The sequence below is a fragment of the Paenibacillus sp. YYML68 genome, assembly GCF_027923405.1.
Classification (GTDB): Bacteria; Bacillota; Bacilli; order Paenibacillales; family NBRC-103111; genus Paenibacillus_G.
Map to the genome: position 1 here is coordinate 4092047 of NZ_BQYI01000001.1, position 26787 is coordinate 4118833.

General features: G+C 55.2%; 28 protein-coding genes and 1 riboswitch. Of the genes, 9 read left to right on the forward strand and 19 right to left on the reverse strand.

Translation table 11 applies throughout. The features are described 5' to 3' along the window. Position 1: 1 nt before the first annotated feature. Both sdhA and PAE68_RS18205 read right to left on the reverse strand, forming a co-directional pair. A complete protein-coding gene (gene sdhA, locus PAE68_RS18200) occupies positions 2-1762 on the reverse strand; it encodes a succinate dehydrogenase flavoprotein subunit (RefSeq protein ID WP_281889326.1) in 1761 nt (586 codons plus the stop codon). 18 nt (positions 1763-1780) lie between these two features. Continuing rightward, positions 1781-2437 (reverse strand): succinate dehydrogenase cytochrome b558 subunit, encoded by a 657-nt coding sequence (locus PAE68_RS18205; protein WP_281889327.1) that lies wholly within the window; start codon positions 2435-2437, stop codon positions 1781-1783. A gap of 272 nt (positions 2438-2709) precedes the next feature. Between PAE68_RS18205 and PAE68_RS18210 the strand changes: the two genes are divergently transcribed. Then, on the forward strand, positions 2710-3600 hold the full coding sequence (locus tag PAE68_RS18210; protein ID WP_281889328.1) for a LysR family transcriptional regulator: 891 nt from the start codon (positions 2710-2712) through the stop codon (positions 3598-3600). Between the two features lie 26 nt (positions 3601-3626). On the opposite strand, the gene PAE68_RS18215 is transcribed toward PAE68_RS18210, so the two are convergent. After that, positions 3627-4289 carry a potassium channel family protein gene (locus PAE68_RS18215; protein ID WP_281889329.1) on the reverse strand — a complete coding sequence of 221 codons (663 nt, stop codon included), beginning with the start codon at positions 4287-4289 and terminating at the stop codon, positions 3627-3629. Between the two features lie 12 nt (positions 4290-4301). Continuing rightward, the gene (locus PAE68_RS18220) at positions 4302-5654 is read right to left on the reverse strand and encodes a TrkH family potassium uptake protein (RefSeq protein WP_281889330.1); all 1353 of its coding nucleotides are present in this window, start codon (positions 5652-5654) and stop codon (positions 4302-4304) included. Between the two features lie 73 nt (positions 5655-5727). Continuing rightward, positions 5728-5874, reverse strand: a riboswitch (cyclic di-AMP (ydaO/yuaA leader). Between the two features lie 256 nt (positions 5875-6130). On the opposite strand from PAE68_RS18220, the gene PAE68_RS18225 reads away from it, so the two are divergent. Next, positions 6131-7798 carry a CPBP family intramembrane glutamic endopeptidase gene (locus tag PAE68_RS18225; RefSeq protein WP_281889331.1) on the forward strand — a complete coding sequence of 556 codons (1668 nt, stop codon included), beginning with the start codon at positions 6131-6133 and terminating at the stop codon, positions 7796-7798. Here PAE68_RS18225 and uvrC read toward each other — a convergent pair. Continuing rightward, the gene (uvrC, locus tag PAE68_RS18230) at positions 7728-9797 is read right to left on the reverse strand and encodes an excinuclease ABC subunit UvrC (protein WP_281889332.1); all 2070 of its coding nucleotides are present in this window, start codon (positions 9795-9797) and stop codon (positions 7728-7730) included. The genes PAE68_RS18225 and uvrC overlap by 71 nt on opposite strands. A 90-nt stretch (positions 9798-9887) precedes the next feature. Next, positions 9888-10205: a thioredoxin gene (trxA, locus tag PAE68_RS18235; RefSeq protein ID WP_281889333.1), complete on the reverse strand. Its 318-nt coding sequence runs from the start codon at positions 10203-10205 to the stop codon at positions 9888-9890. A gap of 234 nt (positions 10206-10439) precedes the next feature. On the opposite strand from trxA, the gene PAE68_RS18240 reads away from it, so the two are divergent. Beyond that, on the forward strand, positions 10440-10589 hold the full coding sequence (locus PAE68_RS18240) for a YqzM family protein (RefSeq protein WP_281889334.1): 150 nt from the start codon (positions 10440-10442) through the stop codon (positions 10587-10589). A 184-nt stretch (positions 10590-10773) separates the two neighbouring features. On the opposite strand, the gene dnaI is transcribed toward PAE68_RS18240, so the two are convergent. The 3 genes from dnaI to PAE68_RS18255 all read right to left on the reverse strand — a co-directional run bounded on the left by dnaI (position 10774) and on the right by PAE68_RS18255 (position 14100). Continuing rightward, positions 10774-11730, reverse strand: coding sequence for a primosomal protein DnaI (gene dnaI, locus PAE68_RS18245; RefSeq protein WP_281891135.1), 957 nt, complete (start codon positions 11728-11730; stop codon positions 10774-10776). A gap of 189 nt (positions 11731-11919) precedes the next feature. Next, a complete protein-coding gene (locus PAE68_RS18250; RefSeq protein WP_281891137.1) occupies positions 11920-13629 on the reverse strand; it encodes a DnaD domain protein in 1710 nt (569 codons plus the stop codon). Positions 13630-13815: 186 nt separating this feature from the next. Further along, a complete protein-coding gene (locus tag PAE68_RS18255; protein ID WP_281891138.1) occupies positions 13816-14100 on the reverse strand; it encodes a YuiB family protein in 285 nt (94 codons plus the stop codon). Positions 14101-14330: 230 nt separating this feature from the next. On the opposite strand from PAE68_RS18255, the gene hemQ reads away from it, so the two are divergent. After that, a complete protein-coding gene (gene hemQ, locus PAE68_RS18260; protein WP_281889335.1) occupies positions 14331-15077 on the forward strand; it encodes a hydrogen peroxide-dependent heme synthase in 747 nt (248 codons plus the stop codon). A gap of 195 nt (positions 15078-15272) precedes the next feature. Here hemQ and PAE68_RS18265 read toward each other — a convergent pair whose 3' ends face one another. The 3 genes from PAE68_RS18265 to sda all read right to left on the reverse strand — a co-directional run bounded on the left by PAE68_RS18265 (position 15273) and on the right by sda (position 17122). After that, on the reverse strand, positions 15273-15548 hold the full coding sequence (locus PAE68_RS18265) for a hypothetical protein (protein WP_281889336.1): 276 nt from the start codon (positions 15546-15548) through the stop codon (positions 15273-15275). Positions 15549-15551: 3 nt separating this feature from the next. Continuing rightward, on the reverse strand, positions 15552-16742 hold the full coding sequence (locus PAE68_RS18270) for an NAD(P)/FAD-dependent oxidoreductase (RefSeq protein WP_281889338.1): 1191 nt from the start codon (positions 16740-16742) through the stop codon (positions 15552-15554). Positions 16743-16963: 221 nt separating this feature from the next. Beyond that, the gene (gene sda, locus PAE68_RS18275) at positions 16964-17122 is read right to left on the reverse strand and encodes a sporulation histidine kinase inhibitor Sda (protein ID WP_397379040.1); all 159 of its coding nucleotides are present in this window, start codon (positions 17120-17122) and stop codon (positions 16964-16966) included. A gap of 223 nt (positions 17123-17345) precedes the next feature. On the opposite strand from sda, the gene PAE68_RS18280 reads away from it, so the two are divergent. Then, a complete protein-coding gene (locus PAE68_RS18280) occupies positions 17346-17519 on the forward strand; it encodes a DUF1427 family protein (protein WP_281889340.1) in 174 nt (57 codons plus the stop codon). Positions 17520-17607: 88 nt separating this feature from the next. Beyond that, positions 17608-17910 (forward strand): magnetosome magnetite crystal formation protein family, encoded by a 303-nt coding sequence (locus PAE68_RS18285; protein WP_281889342.1) that lies wholly within the window; start codon positions 17608-17610, stop codon positions 17908-17910. A 383-nt stretch (positions 17911-18293) separates the two neighbouring features. Here the strand turns inward: PAE68_RS18285 and erpA are convergent, their stop codons facing one another. After that, entirely contained in the window at positions 18294-18656 is a 363-nt protein-coding gene (gene erpA / locus PAE68_RS18290; protein WP_281889344.1) for an iron-sulfur cluster insertion protein ErpA, read from the reverse strand. A gap of 34 nt (positions 18657-18690) precedes the next feature. Then, positions 18691-18933: an aspartyl-phosphate phosphatase Spo0E family protein gene (locus tag PAE68_RS18295; protein WP_281889346.1), complete on the reverse strand. Its 243-nt coding sequence runs from the start codon at positions 18931-18933 to the stop codon at positions 18691-18693. A gap of 237 nt (positions 18934-19170) precedes the next feature. Here PAE68_RS18295 and mqnE point away from each other — a divergent pair, with 237 nt between their 5' ends. Beyond that, positions 19171-20277: an aminofutalosine synthase MqnE gene (gene mqnE / locus PAE68_RS18300; protein WP_281889348.1), complete on the forward strand. Its 1107-nt coding sequence runs from the start codon at positions 19171-19173 to the stop codon at positions 20275-20277. A gap of 28 nt (positions 20278-20305) precedes the next feature. Continuing rightward, positions 20306-21370: an NAD(P)/FAD-dependent oxidoreductase gene (locus tag PAE68_RS18305; RefSeq protein WP_281889350.1), complete on the forward strand. Its 1065-nt coding sequence runs from the start codon at positions 20306-20308 to the stop codon at positions 21368-21370. 55 nt (positions 21371-21425) lie between these two features. Here the strand turns inward: PAE68_RS18305 and PAE68_RS18310 are convergent, their stop codons facing one another. After that, positions 21426-21680 (reverse strand): YuzB family protein, encoded by a 255-nt coding sequence (locus tag PAE68_RS18310; protein WP_281889352.1) that lies wholly within the window; start codon positions 21678-21680, stop codon positions 21426-21428. A gap of 79 nt (positions 21681-21759) precedes the next feature. Between PAE68_RS18310 and PAE68_RS18315 the strand changes: the two genes are divergently transcribed. Then, a complete protein-coding gene (locus tag PAE68_RS18315; RefSeq protein ID WP_281889353.1) occupies positions 21760-22008 on the forward strand; it encodes a NifU family protein in 249 nt (82 codons plus the stop codon). Positions 22009-22128: 120 nt separating this feature from the next. On the opposite strand, the gene PAE68_RS18320 is transcribed toward PAE68_RS18315, so the two are convergent. The 4 genes from PAE68_RS18320 to PAE68_RS18335 all read right to left on the reverse strand — a co-directional run bounded on the left by PAE68_RS18320 (position 22129) and on the right by PAE68_RS18335 (position 26672). Further along, complete coding sequence (locus PAE68_RS18320) at positions 22129-22929, reverse strand: SDR family oxidoreductase (protein ID WP_281889355.1); 801 nt, start codon at positions 22927-22929, stop codon at positions 22129-22131. Between the two features lie 60 nt (positions 22930-22989). Further along, positions 22990-23739 (reverse strand): Cthe_2314 family HEPN domain-containing protein, encoded by a 750-nt coding sequence (locus PAE68_RS18325; protein WP_281889357.1) that lies wholly within the window; start codon positions 23737-23739, stop codon positions 22990-22992. A gap of 155 nt (positions 23740-23894) precedes the next feature. After that, positions 23895-25655, reverse strand: a complete 1761-nt coding sequence (locus tag PAE68_RS18330; protein ID WP_281889359.1) for a UbiD family decarboxylase — start codon at positions 25653-25655, stop codon at positions 23895-23897. 72 nt (positions 25656-25727) lie between these two features. Beyond that, positions 25728-26672 (reverse strand): COX15/CtaA family protein, encoded by a 945-nt coding sequence (locus tag PAE68_RS18335; protein ID WP_281889361.1) that lies wholly within the window; start codon positions 26670-26672, stop codon positions 25728-25730. Positions 26673-26787 lie beyond the last annotated feature (115 nt).

The window sequence follows — 26787 nt, forward strand, 5'->3', positions numbered from 1 at the left end:
ATTAGTTGCCTCCCTTCTTCTTGTCAGTTGTATAGTCACGCTTACGCGGCTGGATCAAGGAGACGTCGATCTCTTCCCAGCTGATCTTCGGTCCATCCGGCGTCCAAGTCGCCTTCGTCGTCTTCATGAACTCGTCATCGTTACGCTCCGGGAACTCCGGCTTGTAGTGCGCGCCGCGGCTCTCGTTACGGAGCAATCCGCCCAGCGTCATCGCATGCGCAAGCTCAAGCATGTTCCACAGCTGACGCGTGTACGCAACGCCAGGGTTGTTGTAGCGTGCAGAGTCATTTATGTTGATCTTCTTGTAGCGCTGCTTCAGCTCGTTGATCTTATCAATCGTCTGCTCCAGGTTCTTGTTGTAGCGAACGACGGTCATGTTGTTCGTCATCCACTCGCCAAGCTCCTTACCGAGCACATACGCGTTCTCGTTGCCGTCCAGCTTCAAGATGCTCTCGTACTTGTTCGCATGCTCCTTCGTCGCACGATCGAACACTGTCGAAGAGATGTCTGCGCTGTGCTTATCCAGACCCTTAATATATTCGATCGCCTTCGGTCCAGCTACCATACCGCCGTAGATCGCAGACAGCAGCGAGTTCGCACCGAGACGGTTCGCGCCGTGGTACTGGTACTCACACTCGCCTGCCGCGAACAGACCCGGAATGTTCGTCATCTGGTTGTAGTCTACCCACATGCCGCCCATCGAGTAGTGAACCGCAGGGAATATTTTCATCGGAATCTTACGCGGGTCGTCGCCCATGAACTTCTCGTAGATCTCGATAATACCGCCGAGCTTCACGTCCAGCTCCTTCGGGTCCTTATGGGACAGGTCGAGATAAACCATGTTCTCGCCGTTAACGCCGAGCTTCATATCAACGCACACCGCGAAGATCTCACGTGTCGCGATGTCACGCGGAACAAGGTTACCGTACGCTGGATATTTCTCCTCGAGGAAGTACCAAGGCTTACCGTCCTTGTACGTCCATACGCGTCCGCCCTCGCCGCGAGCGGATTCGCTCATGAGGCGCAGCTTGTCGTCGCCCGGAATGGCCGTCGGGTGAATCTGAATGAACTCACCGTTCGCATAATGCACGCCCTGCTGGTACACCGCACTTGCAGCCGTACCTGTGTTGATAACCGAGTTCGTCGTTTTACCGAAAATAATACCAGGACCGCCAGTCGCCAAAATAACCGCATCGGCAGGGAACGTCTTCACTTCCATGCTGCGCAGATCTTGTGCGGCTACACCGCGGCATACGCCGTCATCGTCGAGCACCGCGCCAAGGAACTCCCAGTGCTCGTACTTCTGTACAAGACCTGCAGTCTCCCAGCGGCGCACCTGCTCATCGAGTGCGTACAGCAGCTGCTGACCAGTCGTCGCACCTGCGAACGCTGTACGGTGGTGCTTCGTACCGCCGAAGCGGCGGAAGTCCAGCAAGCCCTCTGGCGTACGGTTGAACATAACGCCCATCCGGTCCATCAGGTGAATAATGCCCGGCGCTGCATCACACATCGCCTTAACCGGCGGCTGGTTAGCTAAGAAGTCGCCGCCATATACCGTATCGTCAAAGTGCTCCCAGGGAGAATCGCCTTCGCCTTTCGTATTAACGGCGCCGTTGATGCCCCCTTGCGCACAGACGGAGTGGGAACGTTTTACCGGAACTAGTGAGAACAAGTCTACATGTGTACCAGCTTCTGCTGCTTTAATAGTGGCCATCAAGCCTGCAAGGCCGCCACCGACTACGATAACTTTCGTTTTAGCCATGATCTGTGTACTCCCCCCTTAACCTTTGGTCGCTGTCGGCACGCTCTGGAAATCAGGACCCGCGAATGCCGTCAAGGACATGATGAACATAACCGTCATGACAACGAACACGCCCATCCATACGTATGTCGAAATACGCTGAGCCTTCGCTCCCACGGTAATGCCCCAGCTAACGAGGAACGACCACATTCCGTTGCTGAAATGGAATACGGAAGCGACGATACCGATGACATACAGCACGAAGAAGAACTGATTCGACGCGATATGGTGCATCTCCGTACCAATCGCATGCTGGTCTACAGCACCGATGGCAATCTGCAAGCGAGTCTGGAAGAAGTGCCACGCGACGAACAAGAACGTAATGACGCCAGTTACGCGCTGCAGGAAAAACATCTGGTTGCGGAAATAGCCGTAATTGTTGACGTTGTTACGCGCAGTGTACACCACATACAGACCATAGATCGCATGGTACGCCAGCGGAATCCAGATCATGAAGATTTCGAGCGCCAGCACGAGCGGCAAGCTGTGCAGGAAGTCGATGGCGTCGAGAAAGCCCTGATGACCACCCTTGACCGCCGTGTAGTTCGTCAGCAGGTGCTCAATCAGGAAAAACCCGACTGGAATGACACCGAGCAAGGAATGGAGCTTTCGTGAAAAATACGAGTTCTTAAACATTACCCTTCGTTCCCCCCTAAAATTAAGCATGCAACGGCATTCTTATAAAAACCATCTACCATTGTACCCCCGTCGATAGGGAGCGTCAACAACATTCGCTACGCCTATTTTCCATGAATCGACAACGTTTTATACTGCGGGCATGGTTTTGTGAATAAAACGTTACAACTATCATACTACTCCTGTTTCGCTTATAATGGAAGTGCCGATTTTTTATAATCGATTATGCACCATGCGCATAAGCATATCTATCAAGGGAGCACACGCCAACTATGAACCATTGGGAAATCTTAATTACAGTCGTCCAGCAGCAGAGCTTGAATAAAGCTTCCTCCATACTCAACCTGTCCCAGCCCGCGCTGTCGCGCAAAATGATGAAGCTCGAGGAGGAGCTCGGTGTCGAGCTGTTCCGGCGCAAGGGCAAGCGGCTCGAGCTGACGCGCGCCGGGGAGCTGTGCTACGAGCACGCCCTCGAGCAGCAGCGGCTGCAGCGCAAGCTCGACGATACGCTTCGCCTGTACCGCACCGAGACGAAGCCCGCGAGCATCATCATCGGCGCCAGCCTGACGACGCTGCAGTCGACGCTGCCTGACCTTGTGACCATCTATATTCGGGAGCACCCGCTCACAGATATTAAAGCGATTACAGGCAAGACGCACGAGGTCGTGCCGCTCGTCAAGGAGAAGAAGGTCGACATCGGCCTCGTCGCCTCGCGCATCGACGATCCGCAGCTGAGCTCCGTACCGCTGTTCGACGACTCGCTGTGCCTCGTGCTGCCGTCCGGTCATCCGTATGCGGACCGCGAGGAGCTGACGATCGGCGACCTGCATGAGCTGCCGATGATTCTGTTCTCACGCGGGACATGGTACAGAGTGCTCATGGATGAGATGTTCATGCGCTACAGCGTACACCCCGACGTGAAGATGGAGATCGACTCCTTCGAGGCGATCGTACGTCTTGTCTCAACGTGCCAGACCGCTACACTGCTGCCCGAGTCATACGTGCGGCACCCGCTCGTCGACAACAACGAGCTGACCGTACGCTTCATCCCCGAGCTCGAGCAGACGAAGAGAACGACCTCCCTCTTATTCAAGAAGGAGGCCGCGATGGAGCCTGCGATTCAGCTATTTATCGATCTGGCAGTCAAGTATTACCGAGCTTAATGTCACCTATATGAATCGAATGAATGTTAACGAATAACCTCGTTCTCGAACAGCTCGATCTCATCGTTCGTGCCGATAATGACCATAATATCGCCTTCCTCGACCATGTCAGTAGCGGTCGGGGCGATGATGACGCCCTTCTTCTTGTTAATCGCCACGACGCTGCAGCCGTAGAGCGCTCGCGTATCGAGATCCTTAAGCGAGCGTCCATCAAGACAGCTCGGCACCGTCAGCTCGGCGATCGTATAATCCTTCGACAGCTCGATATAGTCGAGCAGGTTCGGGGAGACGAGCTGGTGAGCGACGCGGATGCCCATATCCCGCTCCGGGAAGATGACGCGGTCGGCGCCGATCTTCTGCAGCACCTTGCCGTGCAGCTCGGAGAGCGCCTTGCCGACGACATTTTTCACCCCGACATCCTTCAATAATATAGTAGTTAGAATGCTGGCCTGTATATCGTCGCCGATCGCCACGACCACACTGTCGAAGTTACGCAGGCCTAGCGATCGAATCACATCCTCATCTGTGGAATCAGCCGCGACGACGTGAGTGAGCACACTGCTCATCTCCTCGACGGCCTCCTCGTCCTTATCGATGCCGAGCACCTGGTAGCCTAGCTTGATGAGCTCCTTGGCAAGACTGGAGCCGAAGCGCCCCAGTCCGATGACGGCGTATTGACTGCGTTTCATCGCTGATATCCCCTATCCGATCGTTATTTTCCCTTCCGGGTATCGATACAATTCCTTCTCCGCCTTCGGTCCGAGCGCATAGGCGAGCGTCAAGGGACCAAGACGGCCGATGAACATCGTGAGTGCGATCATCACCTTGCCGACATCGCTCAGCATAGGCGTCAGCCCCATCGATAAGCCGACTGTGCCGAATGCGGACGTCACCTCGAACAGGATCATCAGGAAGTGACGATCCTCAGTCGTCGACAGCACCATCGTCACGAAGATGACGACGAACAAGGCAATCATCGTGATCGTAATCGCCTTCAGCAATCGATCCTTGCCGAGACGGTTATGGAAGAAGACGATGTCCTCCTTGCCTCGCACCATCGCAATAATCGCCCCGACCAACGTTGTGAACGTCGTCGTCTTAATGCCACCACCCGTCGAGCCGGGTGAAGCTCCGATGAACATGAGGAATATGATGAAAAATTGGGTCGCCTGACGCATCGCCGCAATGTCTAATGTATTGGCGCCTGCGGTGCGGGGGGTAACGGATTGGAAGATCGACGCTAATAGCTTACCATCCCAATCGAGCGCACCGAGCGTCCTCGCATTCGTGAACTCGAAGATGAAGATGACGACAGCTCCCACCGCGATCAGCACGCCGCTTGCCGTTAGCACGACCTTGGAATGCAGCGACAATCTGCGCAGCCGTCGGTAATCGAGCAGATCGGATAAGACGACGAAGCCGAGTCCGCCAAGTATGATGAGACAGATGGAGACGATATTGATCACATAATCGTCCGCGTAAGCGGTAATGCTGGCGAATGGACCTGTCACAAGTCCAAATAGATCGAAGCCCGCATTGTTGAAGAACGAGATCGCGTGAAATAGTCCGAAGCCGAGCGCCTGCAGCGGCTCCATGTCCATTGACCATCTCAAGGTGAAGACGACCGCCGCCGTGAGCTCAATCGTTAAGGAATAGATAATAACCTTGCGTATAAGCCGAACGATGCCTTCCATGCTGCCCTGATTCATCGCCTCTTGCAGAATGAGCCGTTCTTTGAGCGAGATGCGCTTCCTCAGCACGAAGGCGAACAGCGTCGACATCGTCATGAAGCCGAGTCCGCCGACTTGAATGAGCAGCACGATCACGATTTTACCGAACAGCGACCAATGCTGACCTGTGTCGACGACGACGAGGCCAGTTACGCACGTTGCCGACGTTGCGGTGAAGAACGCATCCAGGAACGGCGTGCCGTCCCCTGAGCTTGCGGCGATCGGCAGCGTAAGCAGCGTCGCACCGAGCAGAATGATCGCCGCGAACCCCAGCACCAAGATTTGCGGAGGGGTGAGCTCTATTTTTTTGGCTTGAAGCTTCATCCGGCACCTCTTCGGATTCATAATGGAACAGCAAAAAAGACACAGGGAACGAAACCCGGTGCCGTGCGTACAAGGTTCCTGTAACAAAAGCCTACGAGGTTAGCTGTCGGATTCGGATGTACAGGCACCCTATCTGTGCGCAGCTGCGTGGCTGGCACAAAATTCACCCCATCATTAGTGGTTCCCCCGTTTTCCATTGGAAATTCGGCTCAATATTTAATTAGGCAGCTGCTGCAAATTCATATGAGATGAATTATACGGCGGTTTCGAACGAAGTACAAAGCCATTTTAGAACGAAAAGAGAGGTAATTCGCAATAATACGACAGATGTAAGCGCTCCTATCTGGTCGGCGCGTCACTTTGCTTGTTTTTACCTGCGCTTGCTCATGTTATCATGACTCTATAGGGGAAGCATGGAAAAAGTTATAGCCGAATACAATAGGTCGATGAACAAAATAAGGACAAGGAGTGCGACTATGCCTGCCAAATTACAAGCCCGTCCCCCGCTGCTGCTCGCCGTGCTCGGAATCATCTTATATATCGGGCTTGCCTACCTGTCTCCGCTGCTGGAGCCGGAGGACCGTGCTCCCGAGAATGCTGTGCAGACACCGGCCATCTCGAAGCAGGAGGCGGCTGTGCTTGCCTCAGACTTCATTCGTCAGCGCTTCGAGCTGTCTGACACGGCCAAGGTGGAGACGCTGTTCCAGTCGCACACTGTACGCAGCGGCTACCTGCAGCATGCTGGCCTCGAGGAGGAATATGAGAAGAAGTACGGCGAGCAGTTCCCGATCGATTACTTCGAGGTTGAAATAACGGACGACGCACTGTCGCGCAATTATTATGTTGGGGTCAATTACACGACGAAGCACATATTCAGCTATAGCGCGTGGAAGGACGCTGCTGCGAAGTCAGGCGCACTGCCTGCCGCCTCAGAGGCTTCACCTGCGGCTGCAGGCGAGAAGGCGCTGCGAGATATGGGCTATGACCCAGCCGCCTTCACGCTACAGGACAGCGGCCGACCATCTGAGGACTACGGGCTCGTCTACGTCAGCCGTTCGATTGTCGTCGGCGAGGCTCCGCTTGAGCTGCACCTCGGCTACGAGAACGGCCGCATCACCTCGTTCCGCCCGGCGTTCCCGCCTCCTGATAGCTTCCTGACGTGGCAGGAGGCGCAGGACGAGCGCTCCGGACGAATGACACAGATCAGCCTGCTCGGGTCGCTGTTGCTGTCCTTGACTGCTCTCATCCTCGTTATTCGGCACAGACGGCACATCACGTTCTCACGCGGCTTGATGCTCACCCTAGTCTTCCTCGGCATCTATGTGATGAACAACTTCAACATGCTGCCTTCGTTCCGCACGATGCACAATACGGGGCCATCCGAGCCGAACGCGTTGCTGTACCTGTGGATCATGAACATCTATGTAACGCTGATGGCGCTATCGACCTACTTCGCGCTGCTTGCCGGACGGAAGCTGTGTCTGGATACCGAAGTGGAGCCGCTGCCGGCATGGAGAGACGAACAGTTCGGCGGCCAAGTGTACCTCGCGATGAAGGATGGTTATATCATCGGCCTGTTCATCCTTGGCGTGCAGCAGGCGCTCTTCTTCGCAGGCTCGTACAGCTTCGATATATGGGCAGTTTCTGACCCTGGCAGCTCCGTCTACAATATGCGCATTCCCGAGCTGTTCCCGCTGCTCGCCTGGTCAGCTGCGATCTCTGAGGAGGCCGTATACCGACTGCTGGGCGTGACGCTCCTGCTCAAGCTGACGCGCAGCCCGTTCGTTGCGGTGCTGCTGCCGAGCATCCTATGGGCAATGAGCCATACGCAGTATCCGATCTACCCGGTCTATACGCGGCTGATCGAGGTGTCGGTCATCGGCGTCATCTTCGGCTATGTATTCCTGCGCTACGGCTTCCTGACGGCCGTCTTCGCGCATGCGACGATGGACAGCATCCTGATGGGGCTGTCGCTCGTCTACAGCGGCGACGAACGCGAAGCGGCTGCAGGGATCGTCTACTTCTTCGTCCCTGCAGCCGCCGGCTGGATCATCTATAAGATTCATTCGAGGCTCAAGCGTCGGCCTCCAGGGGAGCAGCCTCCACGTGCGATGGAGCCTCCTCTAGAGCCTCGTCTTCCGTAGCATCCGACTCGCCCTCACCGTTCAGCGACGCCAGAATGTGACGGGCGAGCTTCTCACCGATTCCAAGAGGCTTGAAGTCTTCGACTGAAGCCTCTTTAATTTTGCGCAGCGAGCCGAAGTGCTTCAGCAACGCCTTGCGCCGCTTCTCGCCGACGCCCTCGATCGCATCGAGCGCCGACACCGTCATCGACTTCGCCCGCGTCTCGCGGTGGAACGTAATGGCGAACCGGTGCACCTCGTCCTGAATACGCTGCAGCAGGTAGAACTCTTGGCTGTCGCGCGGCAGCGGCACGACCTCCGCAGGATCGCCGAGCAGCAGCTGTGCCGTCTTATGCTTGGCATCCTTCACGAGTCCGCACACCGGAACGGCGTACAGCCCGAGCTCGTTGTGCAGCACGTCGATCGCCGCCGACAGGTGCCCACGCCCGCCGTCAATGACGATTAGGTCAGGCAGCTTGAGCCCTTCCTTCAATACGCGCTCATAACGGCGGCGCACGACCTCCCGCATCGTCTCGTAGTCATCCGGTCCCTGCACCGTCTTGACCTTATACTTGCGGTACTCCTTGCGGTCCGGCTTGCCGTCAGTGAAGACGACCATCGCCGACACCGGATCGGAGCCTTGAATGTTCGAGTTGTCGAACGCCTCGATGCGATGAATCGTGCCAGTGCCGATGTAAGCCCCAAGATTCTCGACGGCGTGGATCGTCCGCTCGGCGTCGCGCTCGATCAGCTTGAACTTCTCCTCCAGCGCCACCTTGGCGTTGTCACACGCCATCTCGACCATGTTCTTCTTCAGCCCGCGTCGCGGGCTGTGCACCTTCACCTTCAGCCAGCTCTCGAGCGCCTCCTTGACGTCGGACTTCGGCTCAGCAGGCTCTTCTGTGGCATGCTCAGCAGCTGCGTCACGCGACTCAGTAGCCTTCACACCTACTTCACGCTCCAACTGACCGTCAGTCAGCCCCTCCGCAGTACCCGGACCCGCTGCTCTCGCCTCGACCGCCTCCTGCACACCTGCAGCCACCTCAGCGGCCGGCAGGAAGATCTCCTTCGGCAGCGCCGGGTTGTCGCTATAATATTGCGTCACGAACGTGACGAAGTCCTCGTACGCGTCCCCGTAATACGGGAACATCGACGCGTGGCGCTCGATCATTTTGCCTTGGCGCATATATAGAATCTGTACACACATCCAGCCCTTATCGACAGCGAAGCCGAATACGTCACGGTCCATCTTATCGGTCGTCGTAATCTTCTGCTTCTCCATCAGCGCGTCGATGTGCATAATCTGATCGCGCAGCTCCTTCGCCCGCTCGAAGTTCAGCTCCTCGGCCGCCTCGTGCATCTTCTGCCTCAGCTGCGTCTTAATCTCATCATGACCGCCGTTCAAGAATCGGGAGATCTCTCCGACCATCTGGTCGTACGTCTCCTTCTCCACCTCGAACTCACATGGCGCGATGCACTGCCCCATATGATAGTACAGGCATACCTTATCCGGTATAGTGCTGCACTTGCGCAGCGGATACAGCCGATCGAGCAGCTTCTTCGTCTCCTGCGCCGCGTACCCATTCGGATAAGGGCCGAAGTATTTCGCCTTGTCCTTCAGCACGCGCCGTGTCACCTCAAGCTTCGGATGACGCTCGTACGTAATTTTGATATATGGAAAAGACTTATCGTCCTTCAGCAATACGTTGTACCGCGGCATATGCTTCTTGATCAGGTTGCACTCCAGAATGAGTGCCTCCATGTTGCTCGCCGTCACGATATATTCGAAGTCGGTAATTTCGCTCACCAGCACCTGCGTCTTCGCCGTATGGCTGCCGGTAAAGTAAGACCGAAGCCGGTTGCGCAGCACCTTCGCCTTGCCGACGTAGATGATCGTCCCCTCGCGGTTCTTCATCAAGTAGCAGCCCGGCTGCTCCGGCACGAGCGACAGCTTCGTCTTGATCGCCTCCAGCGTCTTCCTCCGCTGCTCCGTTCCCCAGTCATCCTCATCGATGTTCATGCTTTCTACCTCCCCCGCATCACGCAAAAAAGCTCTTTTTCAGCATAGCAGAAAAAGAGCTTTTTCTCACGTTGTACGCAGGCTGCCAAATTATTGATGACGGCTGAGCACGTTCTTCAGTGCGTCCTTGGACTGGAAGCCGACAACCTTGTCAACCGGCTGGCCGTCCTTGAACACGATCAGCGTCGGGATGCTCATCACGCCGAAGCGGGATGCGGACTCCGGATTGTCGTCCACGTTCACCTTCGCGATCTTGACGCTCTCGCCTACTTCCTTATCGAGCTCCTCAAGCACTGGAGCGATCATTTTGCAAGGACCGCACCAAGGCGCCCAGAAATCTACAAGAACCGTGCCGGAGCCTTCAACCTCATTCGTGAAGGAGTTATCCGATACATTTACGATAGCCATGAGAGTAAATCTCCTTTCAATCCACTATAATGATGTCAACATGTAAAGTATACCACAACCGACCTACTTTTCAACCGCGCCAAAGTTTGCACAATTGTCACTTTCCGTTCTTTACAAGTCTCGAAGAAGTTGGGTATACTAACGCTATATGTACAAAAGCAAGCTTCAAGCGGTGAACGAAGCCTATGCCGCCAAGCTCACGTATTCGCACCTTGCAACAAGGAGGAACCAATTATGAGTAACGATCCGAAACATCCTGAGCTTCACGTATACGAGGAGCAGCGCGATGATCTGATGGATGTCGCGATGGGATTTGGAGTGTTCTTCGGCGTTCTGTTTTTGATTGCCATCGTCGCCACCGTAATTTCCGTGATGATCCGTTAATACGCGCCCGCATACGCAAGCAGGCCTCATCCTTCGCTCAAGAAGGACGAGGCCTTTTTTCTGTTACGGTCGTGGCTTAGCGCTATGCCCACCACGCTGCTTCCATACCAACGTACAACCCGTAAAGCTGCCGAGAGCTGCGGCGGACTTATCCAGCCCAGCCGCCCCGTCCCTATCCGACTCTCTACACCGTGCCTCGCTTGTTGCGGCCGTTCACATGCACGACGTCGACGAACGGCCGTATGCGGTCCATGATACGTCGTCCCTTGTACTCCTCGTCCCCGTCCTTGCTCGTGAAGCTGAAGTGCCGCTCCAGTGCGCTCAGATCGTGGTTCGAGGTGAAGAACGTCGGCTTCCGGTTCATCCGGTAGTTCAAGATCGCCCCCATCACATGATCGCGCAGCCACGGATTGAGATTCTCCGCCCCGATATCGTCGAACACGAGCAGATCCGTCTCCTTCAGCACGTCGATCGTCTCCTTCAGCTTGAGCGGATCCTGGAACATCGACTTCAGATCCTCGGCAAAATCCGGCATATACACGATCGCGCCCGTATACCCGTCCTTGGCAAGCTCATACAGCATGTAGCACATGAGGAACGTCTTGCCTGTCCCGAACGAGCCAGCCAGATACATCCCTTGCGGCTTCAGCCCTTCCTTACGTACATGGAGCACGTAATCAATCACTTGCCCGACCGCATCCTCCCGCTCCGGATCCGTGTCGAGTATTTCCAGTGACGAGTAACCCTGCGACAGCGCGCGCTCATCGACGTAGAAGCTGCGAATACGGCTGCGAATCGAGTCCTGCGTCGATTTGGCAATATATTTCTTGCACGCGACCTTCTGATCGTACACACGGGTCCGATCCGTCCCCGACTCGACGTGAAGCAGCGTATAGTGCCCCTCCATGTCGTTCGGGCATTGATCCAGCCCCGGACAGTTCGTGCACTGGTTATATTCCTTCACGTACTGGTGCAGCTTGTTCAGGTTGAGCTTGACCGCCTCCAGATCGAGCTCCGGATGCTTGTGCCGCAGCTTGACGATTAGCGGGTCGTTCATGACCTGCCTCAGCTTCTCCTCCGCCTGCTGCAGCAGCCTGCGGCCTGACATACTCCCCTTCAGCAGCTCCCCGATCGATTCCATCGTCACGATAGCCGTCCCTCCCCCGTTAAGCTTCTAAGCACCTTACTTGCCTTACCCTGCCCTACCCCGAATCCCCGCCCTGTGAAAAAGACGGACGAACACGAGGCGCTACAGCCGCACTCGCGTTCGTCACTGTAGGCCACCTGAGCCTCTACGCTACGACTGGCTACGACGGGCTTGGCCAGCAGCCTACACCTTGCCGTCGAGCTGCTTCGCCTTCAGCCGCAGCGCCTCCCGCTCCGCATCGGAGCGCGGCTTCGTCGAAGGCACCGACTCGACGATCGGCAGCAGCGGCTTCTGCCTGCCGCCTCCGTAGCCGCGGCCCTTGGACGGGCTGTACGAGCGTCCTTGCCCGCCAGCGGCTGAGCCGCCGCCTGCTGCGCCTGCACCCGCGCCGCCCGCCTTGCCGCCGCCAGCGGCTCCTGCGCCGCTTGTCCCGGCCGCGCTACCGCCTGCGTCGCCTTCTGCTGGGCGAGGCGGCCCCGACCGGCTGCGGTCAATATAAGCAAGCTGCTCGCGCACATACAGCACCGCCTGCTCGAACGTCAAGATTTGCTTGCCCAGCATATCGGTCGCGATCGCTTCGAGATACTTCTTCGCCCATGAACGCTTGGACACGTATATATAATGGATTAGCACGTTGATGACCTCCTCGGTCATCCCGTAGTTCAGCTCCATGCGCGTCAGCGTATCGAGCAGAATGTCCGGTACGGTACCTCGCGAGAATATTTTCTCCAACAAGTACGTATACGGCTCGTTACGCAAAATGTAATTGTACTGGTGCGGACTGCACTCGCCTTGGAACAGATCCGGCACGTCGAGATAATACGTCATCTCCACCGCGCGATCCTTCGCGCCTGCACCGCCTGCATCCGGGTCAGCAGCTGAGCCTGCTGTCACAGCTGATTGCGCAGCTCCGCTCTGCTGCTTGGCGCCTGACGCGTCCGCCTCGCTCCCCTCGGCTGTCGACGCATCCGGTGACGGCAGCTTCGCCATCCAGCGGGTGCGGTCCTCGGAACGCTTTTTCGCCTGGCGGAACACCTGATTCGCCTTCATCTGCAGCAGCTCGAGCGACAGCTCGCCCCCCTCGTCGAAGACGCCCTCCTCATCGAGCAGCTTGCACATATCGCCAAGGTACAGCCCGTACTTCTTCGCCACGTAATTAATCGCAGCGAGCTGCTCCGGCTCATACTTCAGCCGCTCGACATACTCCCGATTCACCGAATCGTACGGGAAGCGCATCATAATCTCCGTGTACGAGAAGCCCTTGACCGTTGTCTCAGTTCGCTCTGCATCGGTCTTCTTAGCCCCATCCTGCGCCTCAAACAGCTCCTGCTCCAGCTCCGGGTCCACCGTCGTGTTCAGCTTGAACAGATCGTAGAACGGCACGGACAAGTTCTCCGAGTTCGATCTCCGCAGCTCGTCCGGCTCCGGTGCAATCAGCTCGTCCCGCAGCCCAAGCACCGCATACTTCCCGATCTTATCTCGCAGCAGAAGCGTTAGATGGTGGTTCTTGAAAAACTCCGCAGGCGGCAGCGGCGCGAACAGCTCGTATTCATAGATGTAATCGTCCGAGGATGCCGCGAACCGCCGCGACGTGCGCAGGAGGCCGACCGCCTCCAGCTTCGACGTCTGCTCGACGAACCATTTACGCCCGCGTTCACCGGCCTCCAGCTCCAGCTCGCGGAACAGCTTGCGCTGCTGCTCGATGGCCGAGTATCCCATACGGTCGCCGGAGAGCTGGTGGTACAACGTCTGGTAGACGCTGATCGCATAGGCGCCGACCATCGGCTGGTACATCGCGGCAACCGCCTTATACTGCAGACTGCTCATTGCAAAATCGCGAACGACGACAAACCGGTGATATTCAGAAAAGTGCAGCATATTCGTGATTCGCATCGTCTTCACACACATCCGTCTCATAAGTCTTAAGCTTCATTGTACCACAGCCGCAACACCCGGTGTAGATGAAAAAGAAGGCTTCACCTTCCGATACGGTTACGGAAAGCAAGCCCTCTTGGCTAGGTCAAGCCCTATATGGTCAGGCAGTAGCGTGGCCTCCATCGCATCGCAGCGCGTACGAGACTAGAACATCTTGAACCCCTTCTGACGCAGCGTCTTGATCGCCGTACCGCTCAGCACCGCCCCGATCAGTCCGCCAATGGCCGGAATATAGTCACCTAACGTGTACTCGGCAACGTTCTCGGCAAGTGAGCCCGTTCCCCAGCCCCAATAAATAACGAGTCCGATTACCAAAGCGATATATCCGTAGATCGGGAACCAGGTCGTCTTCATCAGCATGTTCAGTATGAAGCCAATCCCGAAAAATAATACGAACAGCAGCACCGTCACGATCATCAATTGAATGATTTCCAGCAAGCCAGACAGCTCCTTTTCTATTACGCGTAACGCTATAGTTACCTTCTATTATAATCAAAAGCGGGCACCGGTAAAGGCTGATGCCGCCATTCGGTTGCCGATTCCAGTCAGATTGTCACCGTTTCGTCATAACGATTGCCAGCATTTGCCCTTGTCCGTTCGTTTCGATACAATAAATAAAATGCGATAGCATACAAGCTTGACAAAGGAGCGAGACTGAAATGAGTGAAGCATTACACACGCTTGAAGGCTGGTACAGCCTGCATGACTTCCGCGCGATCGACTGGAACGCCTGGAAGGCGCTGACCGACAAGGAGCGCGCGCGCGCCGAGGACGAGCTGTTCTCGCTGCTGAAGAAGTACCAAGCGACCGAGGATCAGAAGCTAGGCAGCACGGCCTTCTACTCGATCGTCGGCCAGAAGGCCGACTTCGTCTTCATGCATCTGCGCGAGTCGCTGGAGGAGCTGAACGAGCTCGAGACGGAGTTCAACAAATCGATGTTCGCACAGGTGACGATTCCGACGTACTCGTACGTGTCGATCGTCGAGCTGGGCGGCTACATGGCGAAGCCGGGCACCGATCCGATGCAGGACCCGGACATTCTCGCCCGCCTGAAGCCGATCTTGCCGAAGTCGAAGCACCTCTGCTTCTACCCGATGAACAAGAAGCGCGAGGGCAACGACAACTGGTACATGCTCAGCACCGACGAGCGCCGCACCTTCATGCGCGGACACGGCATGATCGGCCGCAACTACGCGGGCAAGATCAAGCAAATTATCAGCGGCTCCATCGGCCTTGACGATTGGGAATGGGGCGTCACGCTGTTCGCCGACGATGCGCTGCAGTTCAAGAAGATCGTACACGAGATGCGCTTCGACGAGACGAGCGCCCGCTTCGGCGAATTCGGCGACTTCTACGTCGGCAACCTGCTCGATCAAGAGAAGATGGCAGCGATGATCAAGCTGTAAGCAACCGCAGCCGTAAGACGATACGCGCCTTACGCGCGAATGAACAAAAACCTTGCCTACTCAGCTGATAAGCCGAGCGGGCAAGGTTTTTTTAGCTGCAGCAATCATTCACCATACGAATCGTCAGCTCTGTTCATCATTCATGTCGTAAATATTCCGCTCCGTTAACCATTATCGGCATTAAAGGATAAAACCTTAATCGTCATCGTCCTCTGCGGCAAGACGGGCCAGCTCCTCATCCATCGCCTTGCGCCGCAAATATTCCTCCGTGTCCCGGTCGCGCTGACGAGACTTCTCCTTCAGCCGTTCAATAGCAGGCAGAATGAGAATGTCGATCTCCTTCTGGACGACGGCGACGAGATCGTATCGGCTCTGCTGCTCCAGGTAATGACCGACCTCGATCAGGGCATTGTACCTGTCGAGCTCATCGCGGGTCAGAAGACCCCGCACCTGCACGCTGCAATGACGCATCGATTAGAAGCGTCCTTTCTTCAGAACGAGCGGAATGCCACCGATGATGTACAGGTAGCGCACGTCGATGATTTTCTTCATCGCCGCTGCGAAGCCGCCTTTAATTTTGCGGGAGCCGACGATACCGATTGCCTCACCGCGTCCGAGCGACGCCACCGTGCCCTTCGGCTTGTACTCGAACTTGCGCAGCTCCGAGCCGCGAATTTGCGCCACGAGGTTGTGCGCGCACACCTCTGCCTGCTGGATCGAGATCTGGGCTGTCGGCGGGTACGGTCTGCCCTCCGGATTCATGACGATGGAGCAATCGCCGAGCACATAGACGTTCTCATGACCTGGTATGCGCAGCTCCTCGTCGACCTTCACTCTGCCGCGCATCGTCTCGAAGCCTGCCTCCTCCAGCATCCGGTTGCCGCGCACACCACCGGTCCAGATAACTGTGGACGACTTAATTTCTTCGCCAGTTGCAAGAACGACGCCCTCAGGTGTACACTCCTTAATCGCTGTCGCAATTTTGAACGTAACTCGTTTATTTTTCAGCACGTTCATCGCGTATTCCACAAGCTCAGCATCGAAGCCCGGAAGCGCGGTCGGTGCCGCCTCTATGTTCACGATCTGTACGTGCGACGGATCGACGTCGAACTCCTTACACAGCTCTGGGATCCGGTCTGCCAGCTCGCCCACGAATTCAATGCCTGTGAAGCCCGCTCCGCCGACGACGAACGTCAAGTAATCTTTACGGTTCGGCTCACGCTTGAACTTGGCGAACTGATATTCAATATGCTCGCGAATGAAGCGAACGCTGTTGATCGAGCGGATGTTCAATGCATATTCCTTCAGGCCCGGGATACCGAACGTCTCCGGCTCGCCGCCTAGTCCGATCACAAGGTAATCGTAAGAGAGCGTGCCCTCCTCAAGAATAACCTTCTTCTCCTGCGGTCTGATCTGTACGACTGTCGACTTGACGAAGTCAATCTTGAATTCGTCGATCAGCTTGAGGATGTTCACGCGTGCATTCTCCGGATTGTCCGTGCCGGCAGCCGGCATATGCAGGTGCGTCGTAATGTAATGGTAGTCGTGCTTGTTCACGAGCGTAACGTCAGCCTCGTTGTAGTTCAGTTCCTTCTGCAGACGGATCGCTGTCACGATACCGCCGTATCCTGCGCCCAGTATTACGATTCTTGGAATTCGGCTCATGGTTCTATCCCTTCCATCCTTAGGTTTTATCTATCTCTATATGTTGTAGCTTTTCCCAAATTCGATTGTGAAAAATTACACAAACCATGTCAAATGTCAGTTTTTACACCAATTCAAAAGAAATAATATAATTTTACGCCCTAAATAGCAAGTATTATTTTGTTAAAAATAAGGGTGTACATCAAAATTTAGTCGGTCCGACTGCAGAAAAAAAAGCGCGGTCAGCTGACCTGCGCATCATGATTTGTGTAATAATCCAAGTTGAGCTTACGTCTCTTAATTTCCTGTAGCAGCAGCTCGACGAAGGCTTCCTCCAGCTTCATTTCGATCGCTTTGAAATAAGATTCAATTAAAATCTCGTTGCTGATTAATCTCACCATATTCACCTTCTATCTGCCGAAAGTAAACACATCTTAACACGGTAACGAAATAAGAACAAGCGTTCCGTTATCCACACCCAGGTGTGTACAAGCTGTGCACGGAGTGTTGATAACTGTCCAAAAATGGGTAATACTGCATAGGGATATGTGGACAATGTTATACACACCCCATTTGACCTGTTGCCTCATAAAAAAATTTAATCAGAAAGCGGAGGAATATTTCATGAACTCCTCAGTTGTATGGCAAACCTTGCTCTCATTAGGCACCGGCTTAATCGTCGGACTACTCTTCGCGTTCCTGCGGCTGCCAGTACCTGCGCCACCTGCAATTCCAGCCGTATTCGGCATATTCGGCATCACACTCGGATATTTATTGTATCAGAAGCTGTTTGGGTGAGTGCCCCATCTTTGCTGAAGCTTGAAACCGGGACAGCTCTGCTTTCGTAAACATTCCACAAGTCTTCCATTTAGAAAGGGGAATTGCCGTGGAAACACGCAGATTGCTGTCCGCCGCTAGCTACTTCAGCATTTTTGTCGCAGGCTTCATCATTCCGATCGTCATCTACTTCATCACTAACGATTCAATCGTTCGATATCACGCGAAGAAGGCCTTTATTTCTCACATTTTGCCTTTCTTCTCGCTCCTGTTCCTGTTCATCTCCTTCTTCACACTGCCCGATATGAGCATCTTCATTATATCGAGTGTGCTGTGCGGCGTACTGTACTTGGCCGTCATGATTTATAACATCATACAAGGAATTCGAATAATCGCAGGCCATAGCGAATAGACCACGTCGCTCACGCGAGCACTCGCCTTGATGCAGTAGCGTCGCATACGCTCGTCGCTGCTCATCAAGGCCATTTTTATTTGCCGCCGTCCGTCTCCTTGTGGTAAGATCTATAATCTGTGCAGCGAGTGGCACCTTGTCCACAGCATGTGCGTAACCACCTGTGCATACAGTGGATAACGACGTGGATAGCTTGTCAGTCGGCATTTCACTCTTGTGGATATGTGCGATTGAGATGACTAGTTATCCACAGCCTTTTTTTTCATCTTGCTTCATATAGATAAAAAAATCCCCCTATGTCATCCTGCCAGCAGCAGCATAACATAGAGAGATCTCATAGCTTCGCGATTCGTTCGTCCGATCAACAGCTTAGATGGAGCTCATTAGTCCTCGCAAGGCTGCGCCAATGACGCATCCTCTTCCTTCGTACGGAAGCTTGCTCCGCAGCCGCACGTCGCAACCGCATTCGGATTCTGAATGGTAAATCCTCCGCCGATGCCTGTATCCTGGAAGTCAATTTCAACCCCGAATAAATATTTGGCGCTCTCCTCATCAACGACGACCTTCAAGCCTTGAATATCCAGCACTTGATCATCCTCGTTCTGCTTGTCGTCAAAGCCCATTCCATAGGAGAAGCCGCTACAGCCTCCGGACTTGACACCTACACGCAGGAACAGATTCGGAATTTCTTGCTGCGCCAGCATTTCCTTCATTTTATCGACAGCCGTATCGCTGATTTTAATCATAACTCGAACAGCCTCCCTTACCTTAAAGTCGGATCTATACTAAAGTATACTCCTTCACGGCCGACTCCTCAAGGGCTACCGCTGCTCGTGCAAGCTTATCGGTTCTGGAGAGCTCATAATACCGCAGTAGCAGCTCATCTAGTTGCTGACTCGTAAGCTGCACCGCAGGATGCATCAAGCCGAGCTCGAGTCCCATCTGCACCATCTTCTCGCGCAGCAATTCAATATCCCTCAGCAGTGCGACGCCGCCCGCCTCAGGTGTAAGTATGTTATCCACACGGCACCGCCTGTCCATCGGAATCTAACAGGTTTAAGAATCGAGGAATTACTCGACTCTGAGTAACAATCATGAAGTATACTAGAATCTTACAAAAAAATAAATAGTTTGTCATAAATACCCGGTTACAAAAGTCATTGCTCGATTAAAACGTTTAACCGGATGGCATGTATTGCCCCGCCATACACAGAGGTTTATAATAGGTTGTATTGTTTTCGGATAACGGAGGTGGCACTGTTGAACATTGTAATTAGTGGAGATGACCAGCGGCTAGCTGAGATCGCGGAGAAGGTGCAGCATGGCGAGCGTCTGACGCTTGCGGACGGCAAGTTTTTGTATGAGTCTGAGGATCTGCTGAAGATCGGACAAATGGCCAACGAGGTTAATTTACGCAAGAACGGCAAGAAGGTTTATTTCGTCGACAACATGAGTCTGTATTTCACAAACGTGTGCGAGGAGCATTGTGCGTTTTGCCATTTTCGGCGGGATGAGGGACAGCCTGGGGCGTACACGCTCACACCGGAGGAAATGTTCGAGTACATCGATAAGCACTATCACCCGGGCTTGCGCGAGTTCCACATTACCGGTGGGCATAACCCGAATGTTCCATTCGAATACTACGTAAACAGCATCAAGCAGCTGAAGCTGCGATATCCGAACGTCACGATTAAGGCGCATACGGCGGCTGAGATCGAGTTCTTCTCAAGACTAAGCGGACAAACGTTTGAACAAGTACTGAAGACGCTCATGGAGGCGGGTCTTGGCACGATGCCTGGCGGCGGTGCGGAGATCTTATCGGAGCGGTACCGGAAGAAGATGCATCTGGTCGACAAGGCATCGACCGATCAATGGCTGGACGTGCACCGCACCGCTCACAAGCTCGGCATGAAGACGCATGCGACGATGCTGTTCGGATCGATCGAGACGTACGAGGAGCGCATTCGCCATCTGATGTACTTGCGCGAGCTGCAGGATGAGACCGGAGGCTTCATGGTGTTCATTCCGAATGCAGTCCAGCCAGCCAGCGTGGACGCTGGACTGAAGCGCCGCGTGTCGGCCTATGACAACCTGAAGACGATTGCGATCAGCCGTCTTATGCTCGATAACATCCAGCACGTGAAGGCGTACTTCATCAATCTTGGCACGCAGCTGACACAGCTTGCATTTACATTCGGCGCATCTGACGCTCATGGCACCATTATTCAGGAGCGGATCAGCCATTCCGCAGGCGCAACGTCGCCAGAAGGCTTAACCCGGGAAGAGCTTGTGTTCCTCATTCGCGGAGCAGGACGCATTCCTGTCGAGCGAGACACGTTCTACAACGAAATTAAGGTATACGAATAAAGCACACCGCAGAAAGGACCCCGCACCTATGAAAAAAATCGTTATATTAGGCGGCGGGTACGGAGGGCTCGCTGTCGTCCAGCAATTGCTGGAGGGCAGCATCCCAGCCGATACCGCTATTGTGCTTGTCGACCGGATGCCGTTCCAAGGCCTCAAGACCGAGTATTATGCGCTGGCTGCCGGAACGGTGTCGGACAAAGAAATTCGCGTACAGTTCCCGGTCGACCCGCGTCTTGTCATGAAGTACGGCGATGTGCAGAGCGTCGATCTCGAGGCTAAGGTGATCCACTTCGACCAAGATGAGCCGCTCGCCTACGATCAGCTGGTTATTGCTCTTGGCTGTGTGGATAAATATCACGGCATTCCAGGCGCCGAGCAATTCTCCTGTAGCATTCAGTCGCTGTCTGCGACGCGCAAGACGTACCAGCGCACGAACGACATCTCGCCCTATGGACAGGTGACGATCGTCGGCGGCGGCTTGAGCGGCGTCGAGATGGCGGCTGAGCTCCGAGAGAGCAGGCCTGATCTGAACATACGCATCCTCGACCGCGGCGCGAGTATCTTATCCCCGTTCCCGGAGAAGCTGCAGCGCTTCGTCCGTGAATGGATGCTTGAGCATGAGATCGAGCTTCGCTCCCACGTCTCGCTGTCCCGTCTTGAGAACGGAGTTCTGTACAACGGCGAGGAGACAATTCGTACCGATATTACAATCTGGACAGCCGGCATTCAGCCGAGTCCAATCGTGCAGCAGATGAACCTAGAGAAGGACGCGATGGGCAGACTGATCATTAACCAGTACCATCAGCTTCCGAGCTATCCTGAAGTGTACATCGTCGGGGACTGCGCCTCGCTTCCGTTCTCGCCGAGCGGGCAAGCGGCAGGCGCACAAGGGAAGCAAGTAGGCGATATTATCAAGGCGCTGTGGAAGAACGAAACTCCCCGGCTTGATCGAATCAAGCTCAAGGGAGTTCTGGGGTCTCTCGGTAAAAAGTCCGGCTTCGGCGTGATGGGCAAGCGAACGGTGATGACCGGCATGGTTCCTCGCGCGCTGAAGAGCGGCGTGCTCTGGATGGCGAAGCAGCATCTGGGCTAATGGGCCGCACCTGGCCTGGGGCTGAACCGTTGTTCCGCCTGCTGATCAGGTGCTGCTATTCCTTGAAGAGATCGAGCATGTCCTCGATCTCTTTTATTTTACCTTGAACCGCTTCCTTCAACTCGTCGGCGGACGGCGCGGACACGATCTCACCGTTCACCAGCGCAAATGGAGACAGGTAACATTCTCCGCAATTGCCAAGACAGCCATATTCGATCACATCATAGTCCGGATTCGCCTCAAGCTCCTTCATCAGCCGATCCGTACCGTTGTGCATGTTGTTCGTACAAAATTCAATAATCGGTCTCACGAAAAGCAGGCCTCCTTGGCACCCATTTTAATTTCAAGGGGTTTGTAATATAATAAAGGGAAGAAGGGAGATGATGCAAATGAGCGAAAACACGCAGCAAAGCACAAAGTATGACGAGGTGCTCGAGGTTCTAGATAAGCTTCGCCCATTCCTGCAGCGCGACGGCGGTGACGTCGAGCTTGTTGATGTGGAGGACGGCATCGTGAAGCTTCGTCTCGTAGGCGCTTGCGGCAGCTGCCCAAGCTCCACGATTACGCTGAAGGCCGGTATTGAGCGCGCGCTTGTTGAAGAAGTGGAAGGCGTGCATGAGGTCGTGCAAGTATTCTAATACTGGAGCATTTGCATAGCAACGCCTGGAAACAGGCCAAAAAAGGTCGACCGCGTCGTTAGCGCGTGTCGGCCTTTTTGAGCTATACAGTAAATCAGAGCAACGACGCACCGCTTCCGCTTACTCGACTGTCCCCTTGACCGCGCTAGCCGCGCCCACGATTGCCCGGATCGGATCGAGCCCGCCCGAGACGTCCATAATGTTGCCGGTGATGAAATCCGAGCGTTCCTCGCACAGGAACGAGATGACACGGGCCACGTCTTCGCCGGTGCCGGGACGGCCCCGAGGTGACTCCTCATCGTGGACGTGCCGTACCTCCTCGATATACCGCTCCTTGTTCGCACCGCGAATATCGCCGGGACATATCATATTGACCGTAATGCCGCTCGCCGCTTCCTCCACGGCCAACGTCTTCGTGAACGAGACGAGCCCGACCTTCGCCGCGGCATAGACGGCACGATGCGGCCAGCCCCGCGCCTCTGCTGCATGACCGAAGCCGAAGTGAATGATGCGTCCCCATCCGCTTGCGCGCATCATCGGAATGACCAGATGATCGAGATGCATGACGCCTAGCAGGTTCCCCTGCATGAGCGACTCGATCTCCGAGGCATCATACTCGCGGAACAACCGCCTCTCCCGAATGAACGGTCCTGCGTTGTTCACCAGAATGTCTAGCTTGCCGTAATGCTTGATGGCCTCCTCAACGAGCCGCTCCCGGTCCGCAGGCTTCGATACGTCGCCTTGGACGACGTGACAGCGTACATCAAGCGCACGGACGCGCTCGCACAGCTCCTCGGCCTCTTGCTGGCTATGTACATAATTGACGATCAGATCGATCCCTTGCTCGGCGAGCCGGAGCGCAGTCATCTTGCCAAGACCTTTCGCGCTGCCGGTTATGAGCGCAGCTTTGCGCGGATTCATCAACCGTTCCCCTCCGGCTTCCAGATTATATCTCAAGTATAGTAGATGACCGATTCGAGTTCAATGACACTCGCGTTCCTCAGACCCGCTCGAATCTACCTTAGGCATCTCCGGATGTGCCAGCACGTATTGGAAGATCGTCACGACCACCTTCAACGTCATCGTCGTGCCTACACGCAGGTCCGCCAGATGCTCCTCCATATCGTCTGTCTCCAGCCTTACGGGATTGTGCTGCCTGCTCTCTGCCGCCCGCATCAGATCATCGAACAGATCCGCGTTAATATAATGAATCTCCATGTTGCGCTGGTTACGCAGACGGTCGACCGGCTCCCTGAATTGCTGCTTCAGCTCGTATAGCTTCTGCTCGAGATCAGCGTGAAGCTTGTTCTGATGCATATTCCTTAGCACAGTGAAGTACGAGAAGCGAGACTTCATCCGCTCGGTCTGTAGGCCGTAGCGCTCGTCCAAGAAGTGTCCGAGCTTATCCAGGATGGCGAATAAACGGATGATTGCATTTTTGTAATAATATAAATACCGATTATAGCTCACCTTCTCGCCAGGCGGCAGCTGGTCCACATATTCGGCGTGAACGAGCCGGCTGTACCGCTCCGCCGCATATTGGCTCTGCTCCAGCTCGTCAAGCGCCCGCAAGAAGCTCTCGCCGTAGATCATCAGCCTTCTCCCTGAGGGCGCTCGCTTGACTTCGGATAAGTCCGACAGGCTCGCCATGAACGCGCGTATCGCCTGAATTGCCTCCAGCATTAGTCCCGTGTCTTGACGCGTGGGCTCGTCGAACAAGGCTCGCAGCATACGTATGATCTCCTTTAGTTGTGTCAGAAAAATGGTACCTATTAGTATATCCGAAGACGGGCAAAAAACCAATGTGCCGCTCCAACGTCAAAAAACCGGCTGAGCTGAAAGCTCGAAGCCGGTTCGTTCAGATCAAGTGGTGAGTGCGTCAAAGCTTACTCGAAATATTGCTTCCACTTCGAGTCGACAAGCTGGACAATATCCTCGCGCGGGAACAGCTCGTCGGGATAGCCCGGCTTCATTCGCGCATCGATGACAATCGGCAATCGGTAGCCGATATGATGACGCGCCGTCTGCGCGTCCGCATACATGTCGGCAGCCGGGTTGAACCGCGTGAACACGGTCCACAGGAACGCGGTCTGCCCCGCCGCGATCGACGTATCGTCCGCAAGGATGACGAACGGCCATTCTGCCAGCTGCTCGCCTGCGTCTCGCACGAGACGAGGAGCAAGCTCTGGATCTTCGGCATAGGAAGCGCCTGAGACGACGAGACAGCCGCGGCAATAAGGAACCGCGCTATGGATGCCCGGTATGTTGCCGCCCTCGTATATAGCCGGTAGCGAACGCTTCGGCTCGCCGACACCGAGCAGGAGCGCCTTGCTGCCGTGATTGAGTCGGTCGCCCGTATAATCAAGCGTATCGTGAGACGTATTGTTGAAGATGAACAGATCGGTCTGCGGATCGAAGCGCTCCAGCACCGTCTCGAGCAGCTGCGGGAAGTTGCTCAGGTCGAGCGCCTGATTCGTTACAATCAGGAACTTCGTCAGCGTCAGCTGCCCTTCGCCGAAGATGCGGAAGGCTGTCGACAGCGCCTCACGGCTGTAGCTCTCGCGGACTATAGCCGCTGCGAGAGGGTGAACACCTGTCTCGGCGTACGCCCACAACTCCTTGACGCCAGGCATCGCCATCGGGAACGCCGGGGACAGCAGCCGCTGCAAATATTCGCCGAGGTAGTAATCCTCCTGACGCGGCTTGCCGACGATCGTAGCCGGGTAGATCGCATCCTTACGGTGCCACACGTGATCGACGTTGAATACCGGGAAGTCGTGAACGAGCGAGTAATAGCCGAAGTGGTCACCGAACGGTCCTTCCGGACGGCGCACGTGCGGTGGCACCTTACCGCTGATGGCGAACTCTGCCTCTGCGATCAGTCGATGTCCGCCGCGCGGATTGTCGACAACAGGCAGCTTCTGCCCGATAATGAGCGAGGCGAGCATCAGCTCAGGCAAGTTCTCAGGAACCGGCGCAATCGCCGAGGCGATGAGCGCTGGCGGGCCGCCTAGGAAGACGGTAACAGGCAGCGGCTCGTTGGCGAGCTCGGCCTCGTGATAATGGAAGCCGCCGCCCTTATGAATCTGCCAGTGCATACCCGTCGTGCTCGCGTCATATACCTGCATCCGATACATCCCGAGATTGTGGTGCTTCGTCTTCGGGTGCTCCGTATAGACGAGCGGCAGCGTAACGAACGGGCCGCCGTCCTCCTGCCAAGAGGTCAGCACCGGAATGCCTTCAAGCGGTGCGTCAGCTCTGAGCGTCTGCAGAATAGGCGCAGAATCACGGGAGACGTTCTTGAGACCGACCTTCATCATGTCGAAGATCAGATCCTTCTGCTCCCAGATCGCCTTCGGCGTCGGCGGGAGCAGCGTATTCATCGCCCCGACGATTTGGCGCATCAGCTGCTCGGGCCTTGGACCGAAGGCGAGATCAACTCGGCGGCTCGTCCCGAACAGGTTAGTGACGATCGGGAAGGATGACCCCTTGACGTTTGTGAACAGCAGCGCAGGCCCTTCATTTTCGATGACGCGACGATGAATTTCAGCTAGCTCCAGATTCGGATCAACCGGTGCCGATATAATTTGAAGCTCTTTCTCTTGACGTAGCGCCTCGATGAAAGCGCGAAGATTATGGAATCTCATCCGAAGGTATGCTCCCCTTTCGCTTCAATGCGATATTCAGTCATATGTAGAAGAAGGCTTACAGCAGCCTCCCTAAGGAAGTCGGGGAGCTGCGTAAGCCTGGGCGTGCGATTCCTCGGTGTGCCACGCGACAATACCCGCGTAGCACAGTATGCCGAACAAGCATGAAATAAGCAGCGCATGCGTCATGCTTGCGAGCAAGTAAATGTCATGGCCGATTGCCAGCGTGACGAAGCCGCCGCTCAAGATTTGCAGGCCGACGACGATCATCGACAGCTTCACAGCCTTGTAGATGGCACTGTCCGGGCTTGTCTGCGCGCGTACGAGCAAGAACACGAGCACAATCGCAATACCGAGCAGTGCGGCCCCGACGCGGTGCATGAAGACGATTCCCGTTGCACCGGTCAGCTCCGGTATTACTTCCCCGTTGCAGAGCGGCCAGCCGACGCAGCCGCCGACCGATTCCGTATGGCGGACGAATGCGCCCATGTAGACGACGACGTAGCTATAGATGAGAAGCCCCCATATCGACCAGCGAACACCTCGTGACAGGCTTGCTCCGTCGCTAATCCTCATCGCTTCCCCGAACTTGGTGAATACGAGGTATAACAAGAGCGTGAAGGCGAACGACATGAGCGAGAAGCCGAAGTGCAGCGCCAGCACCGCGGAGGACTGCGGCCACATGACCGCCATCGCGCCAAGTATCGCCTGCAGGAACGTGAAGAACATCGCTCCAGCTACATACCACTTCGCATCCCTGCGCTTGCTGTACAGAAAGACGAGGATTGTCGTAGCCAGCAATATTAACCCCACCACTCCGACAACAAACCGGTGACTGTACTCAATGAACGACTCGATCGTATACGCCGGGACGAACTTGCCGTTACAGAGCGGCCAATCGTCACCGCACCCGCGGCCGGACTCCGTCTTCGTGACCAGTGCTCCCATCAATATAATGATAAACATGCCTAGCATGCTTGCTAAAGATAATGGCTTCATATAACGTGCCAGCTTCATCGTAAGATCACCCGCTCTTCGCTCGTTATGAACGTACATCGACATGAATAGACACGATGACGTTCCTGATAACATTATAACGACTAATAGAGCTCAATACTATGCGGAAATGTTA